The following is a 19570-nucleotide window of genomic DNA, read 5'->3' as shown; positions in this document are numbered from 1 at the left end:
TTAAGCGTGATGGTAGCCTATTAGTATGCAAATGCATATGTAAGTTACTGTTTTTTAGGATAATTTTTGAAAGTTTACAATTCGTCATTAAAAAATAACATTTCAGTTATTTCAGTTTTATAAACCAATGCTTGTGTTAGATATTTGTGTCAAACAAAATCATAGACGATGAATTCACTAATAAAAATAGCCAGTATTTTTCTGATTAGTCTTATAAGCTTTCAATTAGAAGCACAAGCAAATTATACCGTTACAGTTAACGTCGTTGAAGCAGATAGCAATAATGGCAAAATGTTTATAGCACTTTATAATTCTGAAATAGGATTTTTAGAGACTACTTATAAAGGTACAATGAATAACATAAAAAATAAATCTTGTACGGTAACTTTTGATGATATTCCTGAAGGTATTTATGCGGTTTCTGTTTTTCATGATGAAAATGATAATGGAAAATTTGACACTAATTTTTTCGGCATTCCTAATGAAGATTATGGCTGCTCTAATAATGCGAAAGGCTTTATGGGACCACCACAATGGAGCGATGCTAAATTTGAGTTGAAAGCAAATAAGACCATAAAAATAAAACTATAACCAAAAAAATAATTGACCATGAGTAAAAATCTAATCTTAATTGTTTTCCTATTTATTATAGGACTGACACAGGCACAAACCAATTTTGAAAACGGCATGACCAAAGCTTTTGAGCTATGGCAAGCTAACAAAACCGATGAAGCCGAAAATATATTTGAGCGTATTGCTAAAGCAGAACCTAAAGAATGGCTACCAAATTATTATATCGCTCAGATTAATAGCCTAAAAAGCTGGACAGAAAAGGACGCTACAGTTTTAAAAGCACAATTAGACAAAGCACAAAAACATTTAGATAAAGCCATGCTAAAAAGTGAAAGCAATACAGAATTACTTGTAATGCAGGCACAAGTGTTTACTAATTGGGTGGCTTTTGATGGCATGACGTATGGAATGAAATATGGTGCCAAAATCGCTGAGTTGTATGAAAAAGCAACAACTATTGATCCTACAAATCCAAGAGCAGCATTAGGAAAAGCAGAATGGGCAATGGGAAGTGCTAAATATTTTGGTAAAGACACGGCTCCTTATTGTAAAGAGATTGATGCATCCATTGAACTTTTTAATACCTTTAAGCCAGAGAGTTCACTACATCCTAATTGGGGAAAAGAACGCGCAAAAGCCGTAGCAAAGGATTGTAAAGCCTAATAAATTATTATGAAGTCATTAAAAAAAATTAGTTTAACATTCGCTATTGGATGTGTGGTATTTGTAATTGGGAACCTTTTATCTGATGGTTTTAATTATGACTCATTTAATGACTTTGCTATTCAGTTTGGGTTTTATCAATTATATGCCTTTGTTTTAGGGTATTCTAACATGGCGTTTTTTGATTATATGGAAAAGCGAACCTGGGCAAAGGGAGATTATGTAAAGCGCATAGTTTTCGGCATCATTGGGAGTACCTTAATTACCTTAGTTGGTCTTTTTCTTTTACGAGCAGGAACGTCTGTGTTTTACTATGATGTTAACTTTGGTGTATTTATACAAAAAGAATCATGGAAAGCCTATTCGTTTGGGGTTTGGATTACATTAAGCATTGTTACGGTTTTTCATTTTGTTTATTTCTATAATAGATATCAAAAAAATAAAATTAAAGAGCAAAAAGTGATTGCTGGTACGGCAAGTGCCAAGTTTGATGCGCTTAAGAATCAGTTAGATCCGCATTTTTTATTCAACAGTTTAAATGTTTTAACTAGCTTAATTGAAGAAAACCCAGTAAATGCACAAAAATTTACCACCTCACTATCTAAAGTTTATCGTTATGTTTTAGAACAAAAAAGTAAAGAATTAGTAACGGTTGATGAAGAGTTGAATTTTGCAAGAACTTATATGTCGCTTTTAAAAATGCGATTTGAAGATAGTATCATTTTTGAAATACCAGATAAAGCATCAAATCCAGAAAGTAAAGTTGTGCCGTTGTCCTTACAATTACTTTTAGAAAATGCTGTAAAGCATAATATGGTAACATCGAGTAAACCGTTGCATGTTAAAATATATGAAGACGACAATTATTTAGTGGTGATGAATAATCTTCAACCCAAACAAATCGTAAAGAAAAGTAGTGGAGTTGGTTTAGAAAATATAAAGCAACGTTACCAAATACTTTCAAATAAAAAAGTACACATCAATCAACGAGAAAAGGATTTTACAGTGGCAATCCCGATGCTCACAAAACAAGTATCAATTATGAGAACAATAGAACCTAAAACACAATTTGACGATAGATATATTAGAGCACGTAAGCGTGTTGAAGAGATGAAAGAATTTTATTATAGTTTAATCTCTTACTGCCTTGTGATACCATTTTTAATTTTTATTTGGTTTCGTTATACACCACATACAATCCAATGGTTTTGGTTTCCAATGTTAGGTTGGGGGATGGGCTTAGCATTTCATGCTTATAAAGTTTATGTTAATGATGGAGTTTTAGGTAATGGATGGGAAAAACGTAAAATTGAAAAGTTTATGCGAGAAGAGGAAGAACAACGTTGGAATTAATTTTTTAATATCATGGAAAATAATATAGAACCCTTCGAGAATAGTAATATTCAAAGTGCTTGGGAAAAAGAAGAAGCTTATTTAAGAGCAAAAAAAAGAGTAAAAGCAATAGTAGGCTTTTATTGGCACTTAGCGTCTTATGTGATTGTGAATGTATTCCTAATCATTTTGATAACTTCAAATGGTGTTAAGTTTTTTAGTTTCGGAACATTCTCAACCGCATTTTTTTGGGGAATAGGACTAGCTTTTCATTTTGTGGGAGTTTTTGGGCCTCGTTTTTTTTTAGGAGACAACTGGGAAGAACGCAAGATTAAAGAGCTAATGGATAAAGAGAATAAACACTGGGAATAATGAACAACACTAATGATTTTTTGCAAAAAGAGCGTTATAAATTTGCAGCAAAAAGAGTAAAACAACTCAAAGGGTTTTATACACATTTAACCATTTATATTATTGTTAATCTCATTTTTGTTTTTATAAATATTGAAAATTTAAGTGATGGCGAAAGCTATTTTCAATGGCGTAACTTTATCACATTTTCATTATGGGGAATTGGTGTATTAGCGCATGCAGGTTCTGTGTTTCTTCCAGGTTTACTATTTGGGAAAAATTGGGAAGAACGCAAGATTAAAGCGTTTATGGAGCAAGAGTCTGAAGAAGTCAATCGTTACGAATAAGTGTCAATCTACCAAAATAAATAGCAATGAATGTAATTATAATAGAAGACGAAAAACCATCTGCAAGACGTTTACAACGTATGTTAAAAGTTTTAGACATTGATGCAGAAACAATGTTGCATTCTGTTGAAGAATCTATTGAATGGTTTAAAAATAACGAGCATCCTGATTTAATTTTTTTAGATATTCAATTAAGTGATGGGTTGTCTTTTGAGATCTTTGAAGCTATTGAAATAAAGTCTGCGGTCATTTTTACAACAGCCTATGATGAATATGCCTTAAAAGCCTTTAAATTAAATAGTATCGATTACCTATTAAAACCTATTGATGATGAAGATTTACAAACGGCAGTAGAAAAATATAAGGGGAGATTACCTCAAAAACAATCGGTAACGCTAGACTTTAATGACATTAAAAATCTTCTTGTTAATCCAATTGAGCGCGAATACAAAAAACGGTTTTCAGTAAAAGTTGGTCAGCACCTTAAGCTCATAAATATTGAAGACATTGAATGTATATACAGTGAGAATAAAGGAACGTATGCCTACACATCCGAAGGTCGAAATTATCTTTTAGATGCTACTTTAGATGAGTTAGAAGCCGAATTAGAACCTGATATATTCTTCAGAGTAAGCAGAAAATTTTATGTGAATATTAACGCTATTAAAGATATGGTGAGTTATACCAATTCACGATTACAAATAAAGCTCAACCGTTTTAATGATCACGATATTATTGTTGCGAGAGAGCGTGTTAAAGACTTTAAAAATTGGTTAGAGTAAAATATCGGTATAATGACTACTATGGTGCCTATGGTTTGAGGGGGTATAGTTATTTTAATTAACCTCACGGTTATTATACAATTCAATGGCTTTCAAATAATCAATAGCGCCTTGCATACTTAAATTATGAATAAATCCATCTAATTCAGGATGGTTTATTTTAACCCAATTAACTAAAATGTCCACTCCTTCTTTCCAGGCTTTCCAATTGGCATCATTACAATCGAGCTCTTCTATTCTTGAAATGTTTCCTGATGTAAATTCAAACTGATATCTACAAGTCATCGGGTTATTATTTAAAAACTGAAGTTTTAAAGAACGTTTAGTAACTGTAGCAATAATTTGATCGTCAATTTGGTGTATAGCTACTAATTCATAAACGGGCTTAAAAATGGAATCCCATTTAAATTGTTCATAGTAACGCTCAGGAGTGAATGTGCTGGTGTAGTCACCATAAACAGTTGTAAGGCTGTCAGCTATTACGTCTTTAATGTGTTCGTATTTTGCATTTTTATAGCCATTGTAATAAGCTTTTATTTGCTCTGATTTTGTAGGTTGTTTTTCAGTACAATTCGCAAATAATAGGACAATTATAAACAATATAATGTGCTTCATGAGTTGAAGTGTTTTAGGTTAGTTCATCGCTAACTCAATCCTTATCATCTATTCGGTTATCATCAAATGCTGAAGGTAATAATTTAGGAATAAACTTAATAAATAAGGGTAAAAGTAACATACCACCAGGCAACATAAAAATAGCCAAACTTGGTATTGATTTAAAAATATCAATAAGTTGTGTTTGAATTTTCTTTTGTTCCTCGTCCGTAAGATTCCGTTGTGTAGATTGCGTTAGGAGGTATAGTGCTTCTTTACTTTCTGATAATTCTTTGATTAAACGCTTACTGTTACGTTTTATTAGTTTTGAAACGACTTTTGTACTATTGTCATAAAAACTTTGGGCTAGATTTTTAGAACTTAAAAATGCAACCTCTTCTTTATGTTCATTATAAAAAAGGTTGATATCATTTACAGATTTTACAATAACGGTATGTTCAACGCTTAAATCTGATTTTAATTGATTTAAAAAATCTTGTTCGTCCCGGTCTATAATTTTATCAGTCCACGATGCCATACAAACTAAGTCAATAACATAGAGCTTTTCTAAAGGTTCATTTATAATGGAAATAGCATCAGTATACGTTAAAAGTTCAGCATTTTTATAGCGAATAGAACTTTCAAATAACTTAATAAGGTTTTCATCATACTCAGATTTTACGGTCTTATTTTCAATAACGGAGAACACAATAGTCTCTAACGCAGATTCAAGGTTTTCAACGTAATCTTTAATCTTATGCTCATCCTTAAGAAAACGCTGATATCCTAAAGCATCAACAAACAAAAGAGCATTGATTAAAAAATAATTAAAACTTTTCGAAATAAAATTATCATCAATATGTATACGTTTATGAATGATCTTTTCTAACAAACTATCTGGAGATTTATCACTAAACAAATCTTCAAAAAATGAACGCTTTTGGTCGGTTATAGACTTGTAATATTTTATAAGACTCTCGGTAAATTGTTCCTTAGAATTTTCTTTATTATAAATGTAATAGAAGGTAAGAAGTAAATTAATCTTACAACGTTCCTCTTCACTAAGTTCAAAGGGTTTAACAATATCTAAAACCACTTTAATATTACTACCATATATAAATCCGGCGCGCTTTAAATTAATATAAAACACCTCCGTATCTGTTTGAGAATACACAGTTTCAGAAACAAGATTAAGTAATTTTTTTATCCAGCCATTAGCTGATGGATTCATAACGTAAAATTTGAAAGGTCAAAGTTAAATTTTTATGCCGAGAAATCATCAATTTATTTCATTAACAAAATTTTAACAAAACCACTATTTATATTTTTTCGTAGGTAGAGCAGAGACAATAAAACTAACAAAATCTCAGAAATTATGAAAAAAACAAAAATTTTAATCGCAGCGGCAATTTTAGGAATTGGAACATTCGTTGCTATTGCAGCGGATCATATCGATGCTCCTGCTGTACAGGGTGGTACAAGTGATATCACAGACTTTTATGCCTTTAGAGGAGAGAATACATCTAATTTAGTATTGGTTGCCAACGTACAAGGGTTATTAACTCCTGGTAATACGGCATCAGCTTCATTTGATGAACGTGTATTATTAGAGTTTAATATTGACACTGATGGGGATAATGTAGAAGATTTAGTTATCCAAGCGACCCCAAGAGATGGTAAGATGTATTTCTTTGGGCCAACAGCACCAACATCAACAGGTTTAAACAGTACAATTGTATCAACATCAGCTAATGCAGGTATTGTAGATATTACGGCATATGGTGAGACAGCAATAGTTGAAGAGTTTGCAGGAATGAAATTATTTGCAGGACCAAGAGATGATCCTTTCTTTTTCGATTTTAACAAGTACACAGAAATTATAGCAGGAGATGCTACTGGATTTGCGAGTCCTGGTGACGATACGTTTGCAGGATCTAATGTGTTATCTGTAGTTGTTGAAGTGCCTAAATCTATGATTGGAGGAACTGGTACAATTAATACTTGGGTAGAATCTAAAAGGAAACAATAATTAAAAAGTAAGAACTCATTTTGATGCCTTACTGTTTTCATCTAAAAAAATGTGTGAAATAAAAAGGTAACTCATGATAATCATTAATAATAAAATTTAAACACTATGAAATTTAATAATATAAAACTATTTGCAGTTGCAATTTTAGCGTCTATGACAGCTATGAACTGTAGTGACGATGACGATAATGTAACAGGTCCAACAGGTCCAACCTTTACAGGGACTTATGTTCAGGAAGACCAAATGGGACGACCAGCAATTAATACTGTATTTGTAAATGACGGTATGAAAGATGCTTTTAATACCACAACACCTTCTGATATGGGAGCGTTATTTCAAAGTGCTTTCCAAACAAAATTAGAAACTTTGAGTCCTGCTTATGATCCTGCAAGTCCAGATGATGCTAACGCTTTAGGTTTTACAGCAGCACAATTTACTGGAGTATTAGCGACAGATGTGCTTACCGTGTCTTTAGATGCACCAACAACGTTTTTTGATGGTACAAATATCTTAACTGGTAGAAACTTAACTGATGATGTTATCGATGTGGAATTGATACTGATTTTTGGTGGAGAAGAGGGCTTAACAAATCCTGAGTTTCCAGGATTGGTAAGTGATAATGTCGCTTCTAATGACAAAGAATTTTTGACGTCTTTCCCTTACTTAGCGTCTCCTTGGTAAGTGATTAATTAGTAAGCTAAAATGAGGTCACAAGATCTCATTTTAGATTATTAATACTTATCTAAATAACAATTAACAAAACTCAAAAAACAAACTATTATGAAACTCAAAAACATACTTCCGATTTTTATAACGTTACTGATACTTAGTTGTAATTCTAATACGGTTACCAACGAAGCTGATTATAATCAATACCTTTCTACCGAAATAGACCAAACCAAACTTTTGGGTGATGTCAATTTTTGGACTACTAGAATTGAAAACAGTACTAGTTCATATTCGTATTTAATTAGTCGTGCTAATGCTAACACAGAAGTATTCAATGTTACAGGTCAAATAGAGTATTTAATTAAGGCAGAAGAGGATCTTCTCGAAGCCAACGAAATCGTAAACAATAGTGATGCAGGACTCTTAAAAAATATAGCTGCAAATTACATTTCACAACACCGTTTTAAAGAAGCTTTAGTCTTACTTAAAAAAGCAGAAGCTAATGGTTCAAAACTTAATGGGACTAAAAAAATGCTATTCGATGTACATTTAGAACTAGGAAATTACATCTATGCAGAAGCCTATTTAAAAGATTTAAAAAACACCTCTAGTTTTGATTATCTGATTCGTTTATCAAAATTAGAAGATCATAAAGGGAATTTAGATGGTGCTATTGAAAACATGGAAAAAGCCATGACAATAGCCGAAGAATCTAAATTAAAAGGGATGAAATTATGGTCTTATACTAATATTGCAGATTTCTATGGTCATGCTGGTGAAATCGATAAGTCTTATTCTTATTTCCTAAAAGCTTTAGAATTGGATCCTAATAATGCTTATGCAAAAAAAGGTATTGCGTGGATTGTGTATTCTCATGAGAAGAATCCGACGGAAGCGTTAAATATCTTAAACCATATTACATCATATCACAATACTCCAGATTACGACTTATTAAAAGCAGAGATTGCAGAATTTAATAATGATTTAAAGTTAAAAGCAGAATCTATAACAAACTACCAAGCAGCTGTTAAGAACGACATGTATGGAGCGATGTATAACAAGTATAATGTAATGGTATTTTCAGAGGATTTATTAATACCAGAACGTGCTTTAGAAATTGCTATGCAAGAAGTTGAGAACAGGCCAACACCACAATCGTATGATTTGTTAGCGTGGAGTTATTTTAAAATGGGAGATATAAAGAGAGCCAATGAAATTACGGAAGAATTTGTAGATGGCAAAACTTACGAACCAGCCGTATTATATCACAGTGCTGAAATTTACAAAGCAGCAGGTAAAACAGAGGAAATTCAACCTCTAAAAGCTGAACTTTTAGCTAGTATTTATGAATTAGGACCAACTATGGTTTCAAAGATAAATCAGCTATAATTCCTACAAATTTACAGCAGAATATTTATGTTTGTTGTAGTGTAATTTTTAAACTAATTCTCAAAAAAAATAGAATGAAACAGATCAACATTTTAACACTTTTCATTAGTTGTTTTGCCTTTACAACATACGGTCAAAACATAAAAGGACGGGTTGTAAATGAATTAAATCAGCCGTTAGAAGCTGCGTATATTTATAACCAAACTTCCGAAAGTCATGCACATACCCTAGAAAATGGTGTGTTTGTCATTGCCGAAACCAAATTGGGAGATTCTTTACGAATTGGTTTATTGGGTTATAAAACTAGAATTATCGCTTTAGAATCAACTGAAAACTTAAATTTTATTTTAGAAGAAAAAGCTTTTCAATTAGATGAAATGGTAATTACTGAAGAATTGAATACGGTAAGTACAATTTCAAGATTAGACTTAAACATCACTCCTGTGAATTCTACACAAGAAGTCTTGCGAAAAGTTCCAGGTTTATTCATTGGGCAGCATGCCGGTGGAGGTAAAGCAGAACAATTATTTTTGCGTGGTTTTGATATAGATCACGGTACAGATGTGTCTATTTCAGTCGATGGTATGCCGGTAAATATGGTATCTCATGCACATGGTCAAGGCTATAGTGATTTACATTTTGTAATTCCAGAAACGGTTAATAAAATTGATTTTGGTAAAGGTGGCTATTATGCCCAAGAAGGAGATTTTAATACCGCAGGTTACGTTAATTTTAAAACAAAAGATTACCTAAAAGAAAGTGAGGTTTCATTTTCTGTGGGACAATTTAATACTATGAGAACTGTTGGTTTATTCAACCTTTTAGAAGATACAAAAAACCAAAATGCTTACGTGGCTTTAGAATATATTAATACGGATGGTCCGTTTGAATCACCACAGAACTTTAACCGTTTAAATTTATTTGGTAAGTATGTGATGTTTTCACCAGAAAATGATAAACTTACGTTGACGGCTTCGCATTTTACAAGCCGTTGGGATGCTTCTGGACAGATTCCACAACGAGAAGTAGATAACGGAAACATCTCTCGCTTTGGAGCCATTGATGATACAGAAGGAGGACAAACAGAACGCACAAACCTTAATGTTACTTTCGATAAATATATAGATGACAATACTAGTTTAACGGCCAATGCCTTTTATTCGCATTATGCTTTTGAATTGTATTCAAATTTCACTTTCTTTTTAGAAGACCCGATTAATGGAGATCAAATTTATCAAAAAGAAGACCGAAATATCTTTGGAGCAAATACAGCCGTTACACATACAACTTTTTTGGGGGATACCGAGTTGACCTTAACCTCTGGTCTAGGTTTAAGACATGATATTTCGGATGATGTAGAATTATCTCGAACATTAAATAGATCGACGACTTTAGAGAATATTCAATTGGGTGATATCAACCAAACTAATATTGACGCTTTTGTAAATGCAGAGTTTGAATTTGGAAAATTTAAAATAGCACCAGCGCTGCGTTTAGACTATTTCAAGTTTATGTATAATGACGCGCTACAAACCGATTATCAAACGTTATCAGAAACTAAAACGATTGTAAGTCCGAAGTTGAATTTCTTTTACAATGCACAAGATAATCTGCAGTTGTATTTAAAATCTGGATTAGGATTTCATTCTAACGATACCAGAGTTGTGGTGGCCAATGGAGGTGAAGATATTTTACCACGTTCTTATGGGGCTGATTTAGGAACTGTATGGAAACCGTTTCCAAGGCTAGTAGTAAACTCTGCATTATGGTATTTGTTTTTAGAACAAGAGTTTGTTTACGTCGGTGATGCAGGTATTGTAGAGCCAAGCGGAAAAACGAGACGTTACGGATTAGATTTAGGCTTGCGTTACCAGTTAACCGATTGGTTATTTTTAGATACAGATGCCACCCTTACTAATGCTAGAAGCGTTGATGATCCGGATGGTGAAAACTATATTCCATTAGCACCAGACTTTACGTTAGTTGGAGGTTTATCGGTAGATGATCTTAATGGATTTTCTGGAGGCTTACGTTTTAGATATTTAGATGACAGAGCAGCAAATGAAGACAATTCCATTGTCGCAGAAGGGTATATGGTTACAGATTTTAACGTGAATTATAGGTTAAACAATATCACATTTGGTTTTGCAATAGAAAACTTATTTGATGTGGATTGGAATGAAACACAATTTGCTACAGAATCGCGATTACAGAACGAAGCGCAGTCTGTTGAAGAAATACATTTTACACCAGGCACACCATTCTTCTTAAAAGGAACGGTAAGTTATAGATTTTAAAAAGCTCTCAACCACTTAATTTGTGGGGAAGCAAATTAAGTTATGTTGATTGATTGCTAGCAAAAGAGATTAATCTTAAGGGATAAAAAAGATTAATCGTTTCATGAGTTGATCATGATGTTTTTTGAGTTTTTTTGTTAGTTAAGGCACCCACTCGAAAGAGTGGGTGTTCTTATTTTGTTATTACAATGCGCAGTTTGCTATAAGCGCATTCTGTTTGAGATGTTATTGAAGTTCTATTAATTTAATTTCATTTGTACTGAGTCGTGTAAAAGTACCCACGACTATATCTTGATTTTCTAATTGTGCATCTAGGGTATCACATAAGGTATTACAATCTATATCAATTTGATTTAATATTTGGTAACCCGAATCGGTAGTCATAAAAACGTAGTCATTAAATTTTAAATTAATGTCAAATTCAGTTTCCGCTGGTACTTCTTGTTTCGCTATAATCTCTAGGAGTGTGTATTTAAATGATCCATCATCAGCCGCTGGATTGCCGAATTGATCAATTCTCACAGAAAGATCATATATATATCCAGGAACATAATCAAAACCTTCAATGGTGGAGTAGAAGTTGTTCCAACTCTCTGTTTCAATGTTATCACCATTTTGCACAAGTAATGTTAAAACTGGCTCTAAGGCTATAGCTGTATTTTTATAATGATTAATGCGCATGGTCGTTGTTTCAGAAAAAGTTACATCATCGTCAGAACAAGTGCATAATAGACCAAAGGTCATTAAAAGTAGAAGGTGTTTTTTCATAGTCGTGTTAATTAAGTGGTTCTTAGGGTAGATGTCGAAATGCTCTAATGGTTGCGTCAAAATCGGAGAGGATTTTTTATGTCGTTTAGAATTAAGCAGTTAATTATATCCATCTTAAGGTCATAGGCTCGAATTACTCATCTGTTTATTAATGTTAATTTTCACTGAATGTCTTCTTATATGCTATAAGCTTGTTTTAAGCACTTTATAAGCATGCTATAACCACGCTATAACCTGTATTGAGGTTTTTTGTATATCATTGTTTTTTAAGTGATTAGCTTAGGTGGCGGTGTTGTGGCACAACAGAGCGAAATTATCCCGTTAATAGGAGCGCTAAATGGTAAGAATTTTTCATTTTCTTCTTCAATTTCTTTAATTGAGGATTGTTTATTCTTTAAGGTAGCGACCACATTATAATCTTGTAAAAGAAGCTTTTTGGTTAGATTTATCCTTAACTTACCGATGCCCTGGTAACACTATTTTTGTATTCATATTTTTTGAAATTAGATTATGATATAAAATTGGTTCACTGAAGATTTTACACTTTTTCAAATCTAAGGAAGCTGCAGTCGAATCTTCTTTTTCTTATACGAACCCATGAATATTAGCAAGTAGGAAAAAACTTAACAATTAATTATACACGGCTTAAGTTTACTTGACTCATGACTAATTTTTGCTATATTAGATTCTAATTGATACAATCCTATGAAGCATTATTTTTTCATCATTATTCTACTTTTAACCTATGTATCTCAAGGTCAGGTTAGTAATTTTAATAAGGCGAAGCTCACCAAAAAAAATGGTGACATACAAGACGTTTTTTATAAAGAAAAGCAGTATATAATTGACCAAAAAGGAAAGCTTAATATTTATTCGAGCCCAAGTAGTTCTAACAGACTAATTATTACGCCAAACAATTTTTCTAAGATTGAGGCTGATGGTAAAAATATTATAGTCGTTAGTGCCTACGTAGAAGAATTGGATAAAAATGAGCCTATTTTATTAAGGAAATTAGTCGATGGTAATCATTCCTTATATAAGTATGTAAATAGTATAGGGGAATCAACTTTTGTAAATAAGTCTAATGGTAATTATTCTAAATTTAGCAATAATGCAAAAAATAAAGATAACACATATTATAAGGAATGGCTCTATAGAAACCTTAACCCTCAAAAAAATGATGTATCCTCATATAATTCATTAAAATATAACCAAGACGATTTAATTAGTTATTATATTAATAATCAAAGTAATTCAGTTCAGTTGACTCAAGAAGAAAAAGTAAAAACATTTAATTTATCTATACATTCAGGTATTTTAATTAATACGATATCAGGTGATCTTTTTGATGCAGAAGAAGCAAAGTCAACAAGCTTAAAAATAGGGGTACAGGGATTAATAAATTTAGACCCCGTGAAAAACAATCATTCTCTATTTGGTGGTCTTACATATTATACAGATATAAGTGGAACAGGATCATATATTGCTAGCCGACAATCTCAATATCAGAGAAGAAATATTGATACTGAGATAGAATTAAGTTTATGGTCTATTCAGTTAGGCTACCAATATAATTTTCATATAAACAAGATATCTATATCTACTTTTTTCTCATTTGAACCTATGTTTTTTTTGTCAGATAATAGTGTAGAGGCGATATCTCAGGAAGATCAAAGCCAAGTGTTTATTACTAATTTATTTGAGGGCAATCCTAAGTCTTATAATTTAGGATTAAAAATATCCACACAGCAAAACTTATTTGTTTCGTTAGAATATAGTACGTTAACAGATATTATTGCATTACAACCAGTAGTATCTTCAGGTGGATTTATTAAGCGTCATATAGATTTATCCTATTTCTCCGTTGGTATAGGATATAAAGTCTTTTAATTATACTTTCATCCAATAATGATGTTGAGAAAAAGGACCAAGACAACATCACTTATATTAGGTGTTTATGAAACCACTTGTGTTAAATATGTCCCAATCATGCAATGGAATTCCAATAAAAGGATTCCGAAGCAATTAATTATGCACGGTGTTGGCACCTGTATTTTTTAATTTTCTGCTAATTATTTTTCGTCGGTTTCTTCTGGTGAGAATCGTGTAATAAGCATTGGTGTTAATATGCAGGCAATTCCAATTATTGATTTATAAATTTTAAAATTGCCAATAAAATTCATTGCAATTAAATACATTCCACAAATCAGAAAAATTATATTAGTCAGTTTTTTATCCCAAATAAAACCACCAACTAAATATGCAATTCCGATTAAAGTAAACATTCCAGCGTTCAGAATTTGATTCGTTTCGTCACTATAATTCAGAAACCAATTTGATATTTTTCCGATTAATATAATTCCAATTAATACTCTAAAAATTGTAAACAATATTTTTTTCATTCCTTTTGCGTTTTGTTCAGATATTGTTGCCAACGCTTTTGTGTATGTTTAGCTGCGTGGTTAAGTAACTAATTTAGCAAATAAAAACGAAATAGAAAATCAGCGAGGATTTTTGCAAGTAGGCTCGTACCCAGCAATTAATTTTATACGGTATTTTATGAAGTTTTATTTTTTCTTTTTTAATTTATTTAAATCTGTTAAACTGGTATAAAGTATTTCATCACTATTTTTATAAACTCTAAGCATCCTACGTTTGGCATTTATAGTTTCTATATTGTTTTCAATAATATAGATATACTCTCCGTTTTTAAATCGATAATCATAACCTAAACCATCTTTGTTTTGTTGTTCAGTTTCTCCGTTATATAGAACAAAACTTGGTTTGTCATCTACGGTTTTTGGTTTGTCCCAAGACATGTATCTTATAGTACCATCTTTTAGTTCATCTACTTTAATTATAAACTTACTATTTTCAGAATGTATACTATTTTCTTTATACTCGTTATGATAAGTAATTCGTTTATCTTGTATTAAAAATTTATAATATTCTTTATCATTATAAGCATAGAAGCAACTATCAGAGACCCAATATACTTTACCGAAAGAACTAAAATTAAATTTATATTTTTCTTCTAGCTCATAATCTGAAATTAAAACTGGTTGTGCTTTTTTGTCTATCATCTGGTGTAAAGCAATACCATCGAAATCAATTCCGTCATTTGCATAACTATATATGAACTTCAGATTAGGGGAAAAAATAAGCTCATCACCAGATATATAAGATGTAGAACCATTTTCTAAATTTATTAATAAATTTGAAATGCTTGATTCAAACCAATTTTCAGAAATAAAACAACTATTTATTTTTTCTATAAATCCCTGATAAGATAGACTTATAAGTTGTTCATCATCTTCTAAACAATTTTTAATAGTCTTAGCTTCTGTAGTGACAGTATAACACGATTCAGATAAATTTACTTGAGAAGGAAATGTGGTTTTATCAAATAATTCGGTTTTTTTTAAAAGTTTAGCTTTTTCGTAAGTTTCTTTCTGTGTTGTGGATATGATTATATCATAATCTTTATGTCCTTTTACCAACAAGTAAAAATTATTGTTTTTTAGTTTATGAGTATTTATAGTCTGTTTAGAATAAAGTGAGTTTTTTAATTTTATTTCGGGTCTATCGGTAGTAAATATGTGATAATCCTTTGCTGGAAGAATGAGAAATAAAATATTAATTATTATTGGATTAAAGTTCATTTTTTAAGGGTTGGTTTTAATTAGATAAAACGATTATTATAAGGATAGTAGCGGATTTTTAAACTCCAACCTTTCTGTTGTGAACCGACTGTAAATATAAAACTACTGACTTCGATTAAAAACCGAAACCGCTAGTATTTTGATACATTATTGTAGGTTGTGTATTATTATTCGAAATTAAATTCTTTCAAAATTCTTTCAAGATTTCTAATATGCACCCCATACAATTTATTTGACCAAGATACTGTAATGAAATATATAAGTATAGCTATTATTATATATCCAAAAATATAAAGAATAAGTGTTGAGACGGGCATATTTAATAAGATTAAATCATTATATATGTTCTCATCAATTTTTACCGAACCAAAAAATATACTCGCCATAGCTAGTGGAAATAATAAGCTCCCTGAAATTATTGCGGTCTTATATACTTCTAGCGTTAATTTAAGGTCATAAATAAAGGCTATTACAGTTTCTTTACTATTATTGCTTAAACTAATATATCTAGTTAAAAACCAACTCATTTTTGCTAAATAACCTAAAGTAATTAGACTGGTTATAAACATAAATATGTAGTAAACAGTTTTTGGTAATCGATGCATTTCCAAAAAACTTGGGACAGCAAAAAAGATTACAATTAAAATGAGTTGTGTGATGATTTCACTCTTCATACGCTTCCTTACTTTTTGGATCGGCATCTTGCTAGTTTCTATGTCTTTTATTCTTGATGGAATTTGACAGCCACCCATACTTTCGGAATCCATTTTTTGTTTAATATTTTCAAAATTCATAACCTTGATATTTTATTATTTCTTGTAATTTAATCTTTGTTCTATTAATTTTTACTCTAACATTAACTTCTGAAAGACCTAAATTATCCGCTATTTCTTTTCCAGATAGACCATCTATAAATTGCAGGATTAATGCTTTTTCAATTTTATTTAATTCTTTAACCGCTTTATAAAAACAAGCTAACTGCTGGTCTTTTTCATTGCTACTGTCTTCATAAGCAATAGGTTCATTTTTTATCAAATTATAATTATCTGGCTTCCTTTTCTCTTTTTTAAAAAACACAATAGCAGTATTTAGTGCAACTCTATACATCCAAGAAGAAAATGCGCTTTTTCCTTTAAAAGAATCTAAAGATTTCCAAAGTTGTAAGATGATTTCCTGAAATAAATCTTGCTGATCTTCAAGTTTATCAAAATACATTCTAGATACTTTATACAGAATACCTTTATGCGTTTCAATTGCTGTTAAAAATTCTTGTTCAGATAATTGCATCGATTAGGACTATTTAAATACAGGTGTTATTGTAAACCCTTTTTGTCTTAGTAAATGTATTATCCCATATTCGTTTGTTATATGAGCAGAACCAACAGCAAACAGGTTACTCCTTTCTTTCATCATTTGAGGCATTTTTTCTACCCAATTATTATTTCGTTCTATTTGCATATATTTAGTAGCATTCTCATCCATATATACATCTTTAGTAATTAAATTTACCGCTGTTGTTATATCTTCATTTTTGTATGCTTGTATAGCATTGTTGAAATCTTTTTTGTAAGAATCGAATAGCATTAATTGTTCAAATATATAATTTGTTGGGGATGCCTTTCTTATATATTCTAATTGGGTCGAAGCTTTTTCTAAACTATGTATTGGTTTTTGGGCATTTGTGGCTAATTGCATTAACTCTGTTTCAAATGATTTTATTTGTGTTGGTTCACAAGGCAACATTTTATAAATCATAGAAAAATGAAGTATCGAGAGTCCATAATCATTATAACTCATTAATGGGGTTTTTAAAACTTTTTGTATTAGTTCGTCCAATTCTTTAAATTGATTTTCAGATAATTCTTCTGAAATTTTCTTTGAATTAGCCACAGATTCCTTAATTATTTTCATTTCTTCAGGGTCTGACAAGTTAACTTCTAAGACCAAGGCATCAATATTATCTAAAGTTGTAAGCACTTTTTTAGGAATGCTAAAGTCTTCTTCACACATAAAATGTAAAGTTCCTAAAATATAGGAAGGTTCTTTGAGTTCTGGATGTTCTATTTTCCATAGAATAGAGTTTTCTAATTTGGCTTTTTCCTGTGCTTGAGAGAAGTTAAAGGATAAAGCAATTAATAATACTGTGATAACCGATTTTAAATGTTTCATTTTTTGTTTTTTTAATTCGCTAGGTAAGTATTGGAAACAAAAATTTGTTACAAAAAAAAATGAATATTGTTTATTAATATATGGAAAGTGTTGAGTTAAGATTTTCATTTTGAATCACTTACAGCGTATCCGCATATCAGAAGTAGCAGAAAAAAATCCGTTAATTTTTAAATTATTAAAAAATATAGCAGAAAAAACAATACATTGGGTTTAGCTCTTAACTGCTATTTTTTATATGCGTTGTAGTAAGCAGTTATTTAAATCGGTTCTTATTCTTTTTAAAATAATTTTCAATGTTCGGTTTTTGTTCAGTCTGTCTAAATTCAAACACTTGGTTTTTGGATGTTATTTCTTTAGTTCTGAATTCCATTTCGCTTTTCATTACAAAACTTGAGTTAGATTTTATTGTTCCATTTAATTCGTATAGATAAGCTGAATTGAAAGAATCTTTGGTTGGGTTTTGCTTCTCAATTCGGTAAAGTTGAATTTTAATTTTATCCTTGTCAATTTGAACTAAACCTTTATTACCAATATCGTCAGGACTATACCCACAAATGCGTTTGGTTCTTTTTTCAGTTGAATTTTGAGATTCGAGCATCAATTCAATTGTCTTATGAGCACTTTCATAGGTGTTTTCGTAATTTTCCTTTTCAGCACAATAATAACGTGAAAGTCCGTTTATTCCTCCAACATTAATTACAAAACCGTCTTCGTATATAAAAAATACAGACAGATATTTTATTTTATTTATTCCAGTCTTTTTTATGTAATCGTCTATAAAAGGTGGTGCGTTTTCTCCATATTCGAGCTCAAATTCTGCAAAATAATATCCGTTTAATTTTAGAGATGCGTTAGTTAACGAATTGTTCTCAAAATCAATCAATTTATCTTTATGATGCGTTTTGAATATTCCACAAGAATTGGAAATCAGAACAATAATAATAAGTAGGAATATTCTATTTTTCACGGGTTTTCCTTTAAATGCATACAACGTGTTTCTTTAGTTTGTATTAAATATCTTTAACTAGAAAAAGAGGAGAGTTATAACGTGTTTTAGATTAGAGATCCCCTACGTGTTTGTATATGGTTTGTTGCGTGGTTAAGCACTTAATTTAGCAAATAAAAACCGAATAGAAAATCTACGAGGATTTTCGTAAGTGGTCTATAACCAAGCAATTAACTTTATACATTGTTACCCAACGTTTTTATTTCCCATTATTATTTCAACTGCTTTTACAGCTTCTTTTTGATATTTAGATTTATTATTCAAAATTTCGTTCAATTCCGTTTCAGATTTTGTTTTAAATTTTTCCACAAACTTTTCCGTTAGATTTTTTTCTTTTTGCCTTTCCAATTCTTGTTTTAAAGTTAAAGCTTCTTTAGAATCGGATTTGTTAATGTATTGAAACATTCTAAATCTATATTTTGTATTCTCCACAATTGGCTCGTCGTGCAGAAAGTCCACAATTAAGTTTGAAATATAGTATCTGTCTCCATTATTAAATTCTAAATCCCAGTATGCAAGGTCAGAGTTTATCATTTTCCAGCGCATTGCGTTGTCAATCCGATTTTTGTAATAAATTCCTAAATGATAAATTGAAGATTTTATTTCCGTTATTTCATATTGTTTTGATACTCCGTTTTTGACAATTCCGATGCTATTGTTTTCTGTGTCAATCTTAATTTTCGTATTCTTATTTTCTTTGTAATAGTTAAAATAAATAATGAAATTCGGTAGATTATAGATTAAGAAAATCACAGACATTATTTTGATAAACAAAAAGTCCAAAACAAATTGCTCTCCTTTTTTCAGATAATAATAAATAGGTATTATAATTATCAAACCAATAACAAAATAAATATTCTCCCTCAAGAGGATTTTTAGAAGTTTGTTGTTATGTTCAAAGGTCTTTTTCAAATGTTGGGTAACGTTTTTGTATATGGT

Annotated in this window: 21 protein-coding genes; 11 read left to right on the top strand and 10 right to left on the bottom strand. The window is 30.9% G+C overall.

What is annotated here, in order from left to right:
• Positions 1–168 precede the first annotated feature (168 nt).
• Genes HM986_RS00175 through HM986_RS00150 form a run of 6 tightly spaced genes read left to right on the top strand, consistent with a single transcriptional unit; the run spans position 169 to position 4048 of the window.
• Complete coding sequence (locus HM986_RS00175) at positions 169–591, top strand: DUF2141 domain-containing protein (protein WP_179333069.1); 423 nt, start codon at positions 169–171, stop codon at positions 589–591.
• 18 nt (positions 592–609) lie between these two features.
• Positions 610–1236 (top strand): tetratricopeptide repeat protein, encoded by a 627-nt coding sequence (locus tag HM986_RS00170; RefSeq protein ID WP_179333068.1) that lies wholly within the window; start codon positions 610–612, stop codon positions 1234–1236.
• Positions 1237–1242: 6 nt separating this feature from the next.
• Positions 1243–2589, top strand: coding sequence for a histidine kinase (locus HM986_RS00165; protein ID WP_317167336.1), 1347 nt, complete (start codon positions 1243–1245; stop codon positions 2587–2589).
• Positions 2590–2601: 12 nt separating this feature from the next.
• Positions 2602–2940: a 2TM domain-containing protein gene (locus HM986_RS00160; protein WP_179333066.1), complete on the top strand. Its 339-nt coding sequence runs from the start codon at positions 2602–2604 to the stop codon at positions 2938–2940.
• Complete coding sequence (locus HM986_RS00155) at positions 2940–3266, top strand: 2TM domain-containing protein (protein ID WP_179333065.1); 327 nt, start codon at positions 2940–2942, stop codon at positions 3264–3266. The genes HM986_RS00160 and HM986_RS00155 overlap by 1 nt, the downstream gene beginning before the upstream one ends.
• 26 nt (positions 3267–3292) lie before the next feature.
• Positions 3293–4048, top strand: a complete 756-nt coding sequence (locus HM986_RS00150; RefSeq protein ID WP_179333064.1) for a LytR/AlgR family response regulator transcription factor — start codon at positions 3293–3295, stop codon at positions 4046–4048.
• 54 nt (positions 4049–4102) lie between these two features.
• Here HM986_RS00150 and HM986_RS00145 read toward each other — a convergent pair whose 3' ends face one another.
• Together HM986_RS00145 and HM986_RS00140 are read right to left on the bottom strand one after the other, a co-directional pair.
• Entirely contained in the window at positions 4103–4663 is a 561-nt protein-coding gene (locus tag HM986_RS00145) for a hypothetical protein (RefSeq protein ID WP_179333063.1), read from the bottom strand.
• Positions 4664–4697: 34 nt separating this feature from the next.
• Positions 4698–5873: an LETM1-related biofilm-associated protein gene (locus HM986_RS00140; protein ID WP_179333062.1), complete on the bottom strand. Its 1176-nt coding sequence runs from the start codon at positions 5871–5873 to the stop codon at positions 4698–4700.
• Between the two features lie 144 nt (positions 5874–6017).
• On the opposite strand from HM986_RS00140, the gene HM986_RS00135 reads away from it, so the two are divergent.
• The 4 genes from HM986_RS00135 to HM986_RS00120 all read left to right on the top strand — a co-directional run bounded on the left by HM986_RS00135 (position 6018) and on the right by HM986_RS00120 (position 11026).
• Positions 6018–6671 (top strand): DUF4331 family protein, encoded by a 654-nt coding sequence (locus HM986_RS00135; protein ID WP_179333061.1) that lies wholly within the window; start codon positions 6018–6020, stop codon positions 6669–6671.
• A gap of 105 nt (positions 6672–6776) precedes the next feature.
• Positions 6777–7352: a DUF4331 family protein gene (locus tag HM986_RS00130; RefSeq protein WP_179333060.1), complete on the top strand. Its 576-nt coding sequence runs from the start codon at positions 6777–6779 to the stop codon at positions 7350–7352.
• Between the two features lie 99 nt (positions 7353–7451).
• Positions 7452–8729, top strand: a complete 1278-nt coding sequence (locus HM986_RS00125) for a tetratricopeptide repeat protein (protein ID WP_179333059.1) — start codon at positions 7452–7454, stop codon at positions 8727–8729.
• A gap of 74 nt (positions 8730–8803) precedes the next feature.
• Positions 8804–11026: a TonB-dependent receptor gene (locus HM986_RS00120; protein ID WP_179333058.1), complete on the top strand. Its 2223-nt coding sequence runs from the start codon at positions 8804–8806 to the stop codon at positions 11024–11026.
• Between the two features lie 225 nt (positions 11027–11251).
• Here HM986_RS00120 and HM986_RS00115 read toward each other — a convergent pair whose 3' ends face one another.
• Complete coding sequence (locus HM986_RS00115) at positions 11252–11794, bottom strand: DUF4377 domain-containing protein (protein WP_246288434.1); 543 nt, start codon at positions 11792–11794, stop codon at positions 11252–11254.
• A 705-nt stretch (positions 11795–12499) separates the two neighbouring features.
• On the opposite strand from HM986_RS00115, the gene HM986_RS00110 reads away from it, so the two are divergent.
• On the top strand, positions 12500–13684 hold the full coding sequence (locus HM986_RS00110) for a hypothetical protein (protein ID WP_179333057.1): 1185 nt from the start codon (positions 12500–12502) through the stop codon (positions 13682–13684).
• 182 nt (positions 13685–13866) lie between these two features.
• Here HM986_RS00110 and HM986_RS00105 read toward each other — a convergent pair whose 3' ends face one another.
• The 7 genes from HM986_RS00105 to HM986_RS00075 all read right to left on the bottom strand — a co-directional run bounded on the left by HM986_RS00105 (position 13867) and on the right by HM986_RS00075 (position 19543).
• Entirely contained in the window at positions 13867–14196 is a 330-nt protein-coding gene (locus HM986_RS00105; RefSeq protein ID WP_179333056.1) for a hypothetical protein, read from the bottom strand.
• 165 nt (positions 14197–14361) lie between these two features.
• Positions 14362–15456, bottom strand: a complete 1095-nt coding sequence (locus HM986_RS00100) for a hypothetical protein (protein ID WP_179333055.1) — start codon at positions 15454–15456, stop codon at positions 14362–14364.
• Between the two features lie 167 nt (positions 15457–15623).
• Positions 15624–16250, bottom strand: a complete 627-nt coding sequence (locus tag HM986_RS00095; RefSeq protein WP_179333054.1) for a hypothetical protein — start codon at positions 16248–16250, stop codon at positions 15624–15626.
• Positions 16240–16743 carry an RNA polymerase sigma factor gene (locus HM986_RS00090; RefSeq protein ID WP_179333053.1) on the bottom strand — a complete coding sequence of 168 codons (504 nt, stop codon included), beginning with the start codon at positions 16741–16743 and terminating at the stop codon, positions 16240–16242. Before HM986_RS00090 ends, HM986_RS00095 begins: the two co-directional genes overlap by 11 nt.
• Before the next feature lie 9 nt (positions 16744–16752).
• Positions 16753–17625, bottom strand: coding sequence for a TraB/GumN family protein (locus HM986_RS00085; protein WP_179333052.1), 873 nt, complete (start codon positions 17623–17625; stop codon positions 16753–16755).
• 253 nt (positions 17626–17878) lie between these two features.
• Positions 17879–18592: a hypothetical protein gene (locus HM986_RS00080; RefSeq protein ID WP_179333051.1), complete on the bottom strand. Its 714-nt coding sequence runs from the start codon at positions 18590–18592 to the stop codon at positions 17879–17881.
• Between the two features lie 225 nt (positions 18593–18817).
• Positions 18818–19543 (bottom strand): hypothetical protein, encoded by a 726-nt coding sequence (locus HM986_RS00075; protein ID WP_179333050.1) that lies wholly within the window; start codon positions 19541–19543, stop codon positions 18818–18820.
• Positions 19544–19570: the final 27 nt, after the last annotated feature.

This window comes from Winogradskyella costae, from assembly GCF_013403865.1.
Lineage (GTDB): Bacteria > Bacteroidota > Bacteroidia > Flavobacteriales > Flavobacteriaceae > Winogradskyella > Winogradskyella costae.
This window is presented reverse-complemented; position numbering and strand designations above follow the sequence as displayed.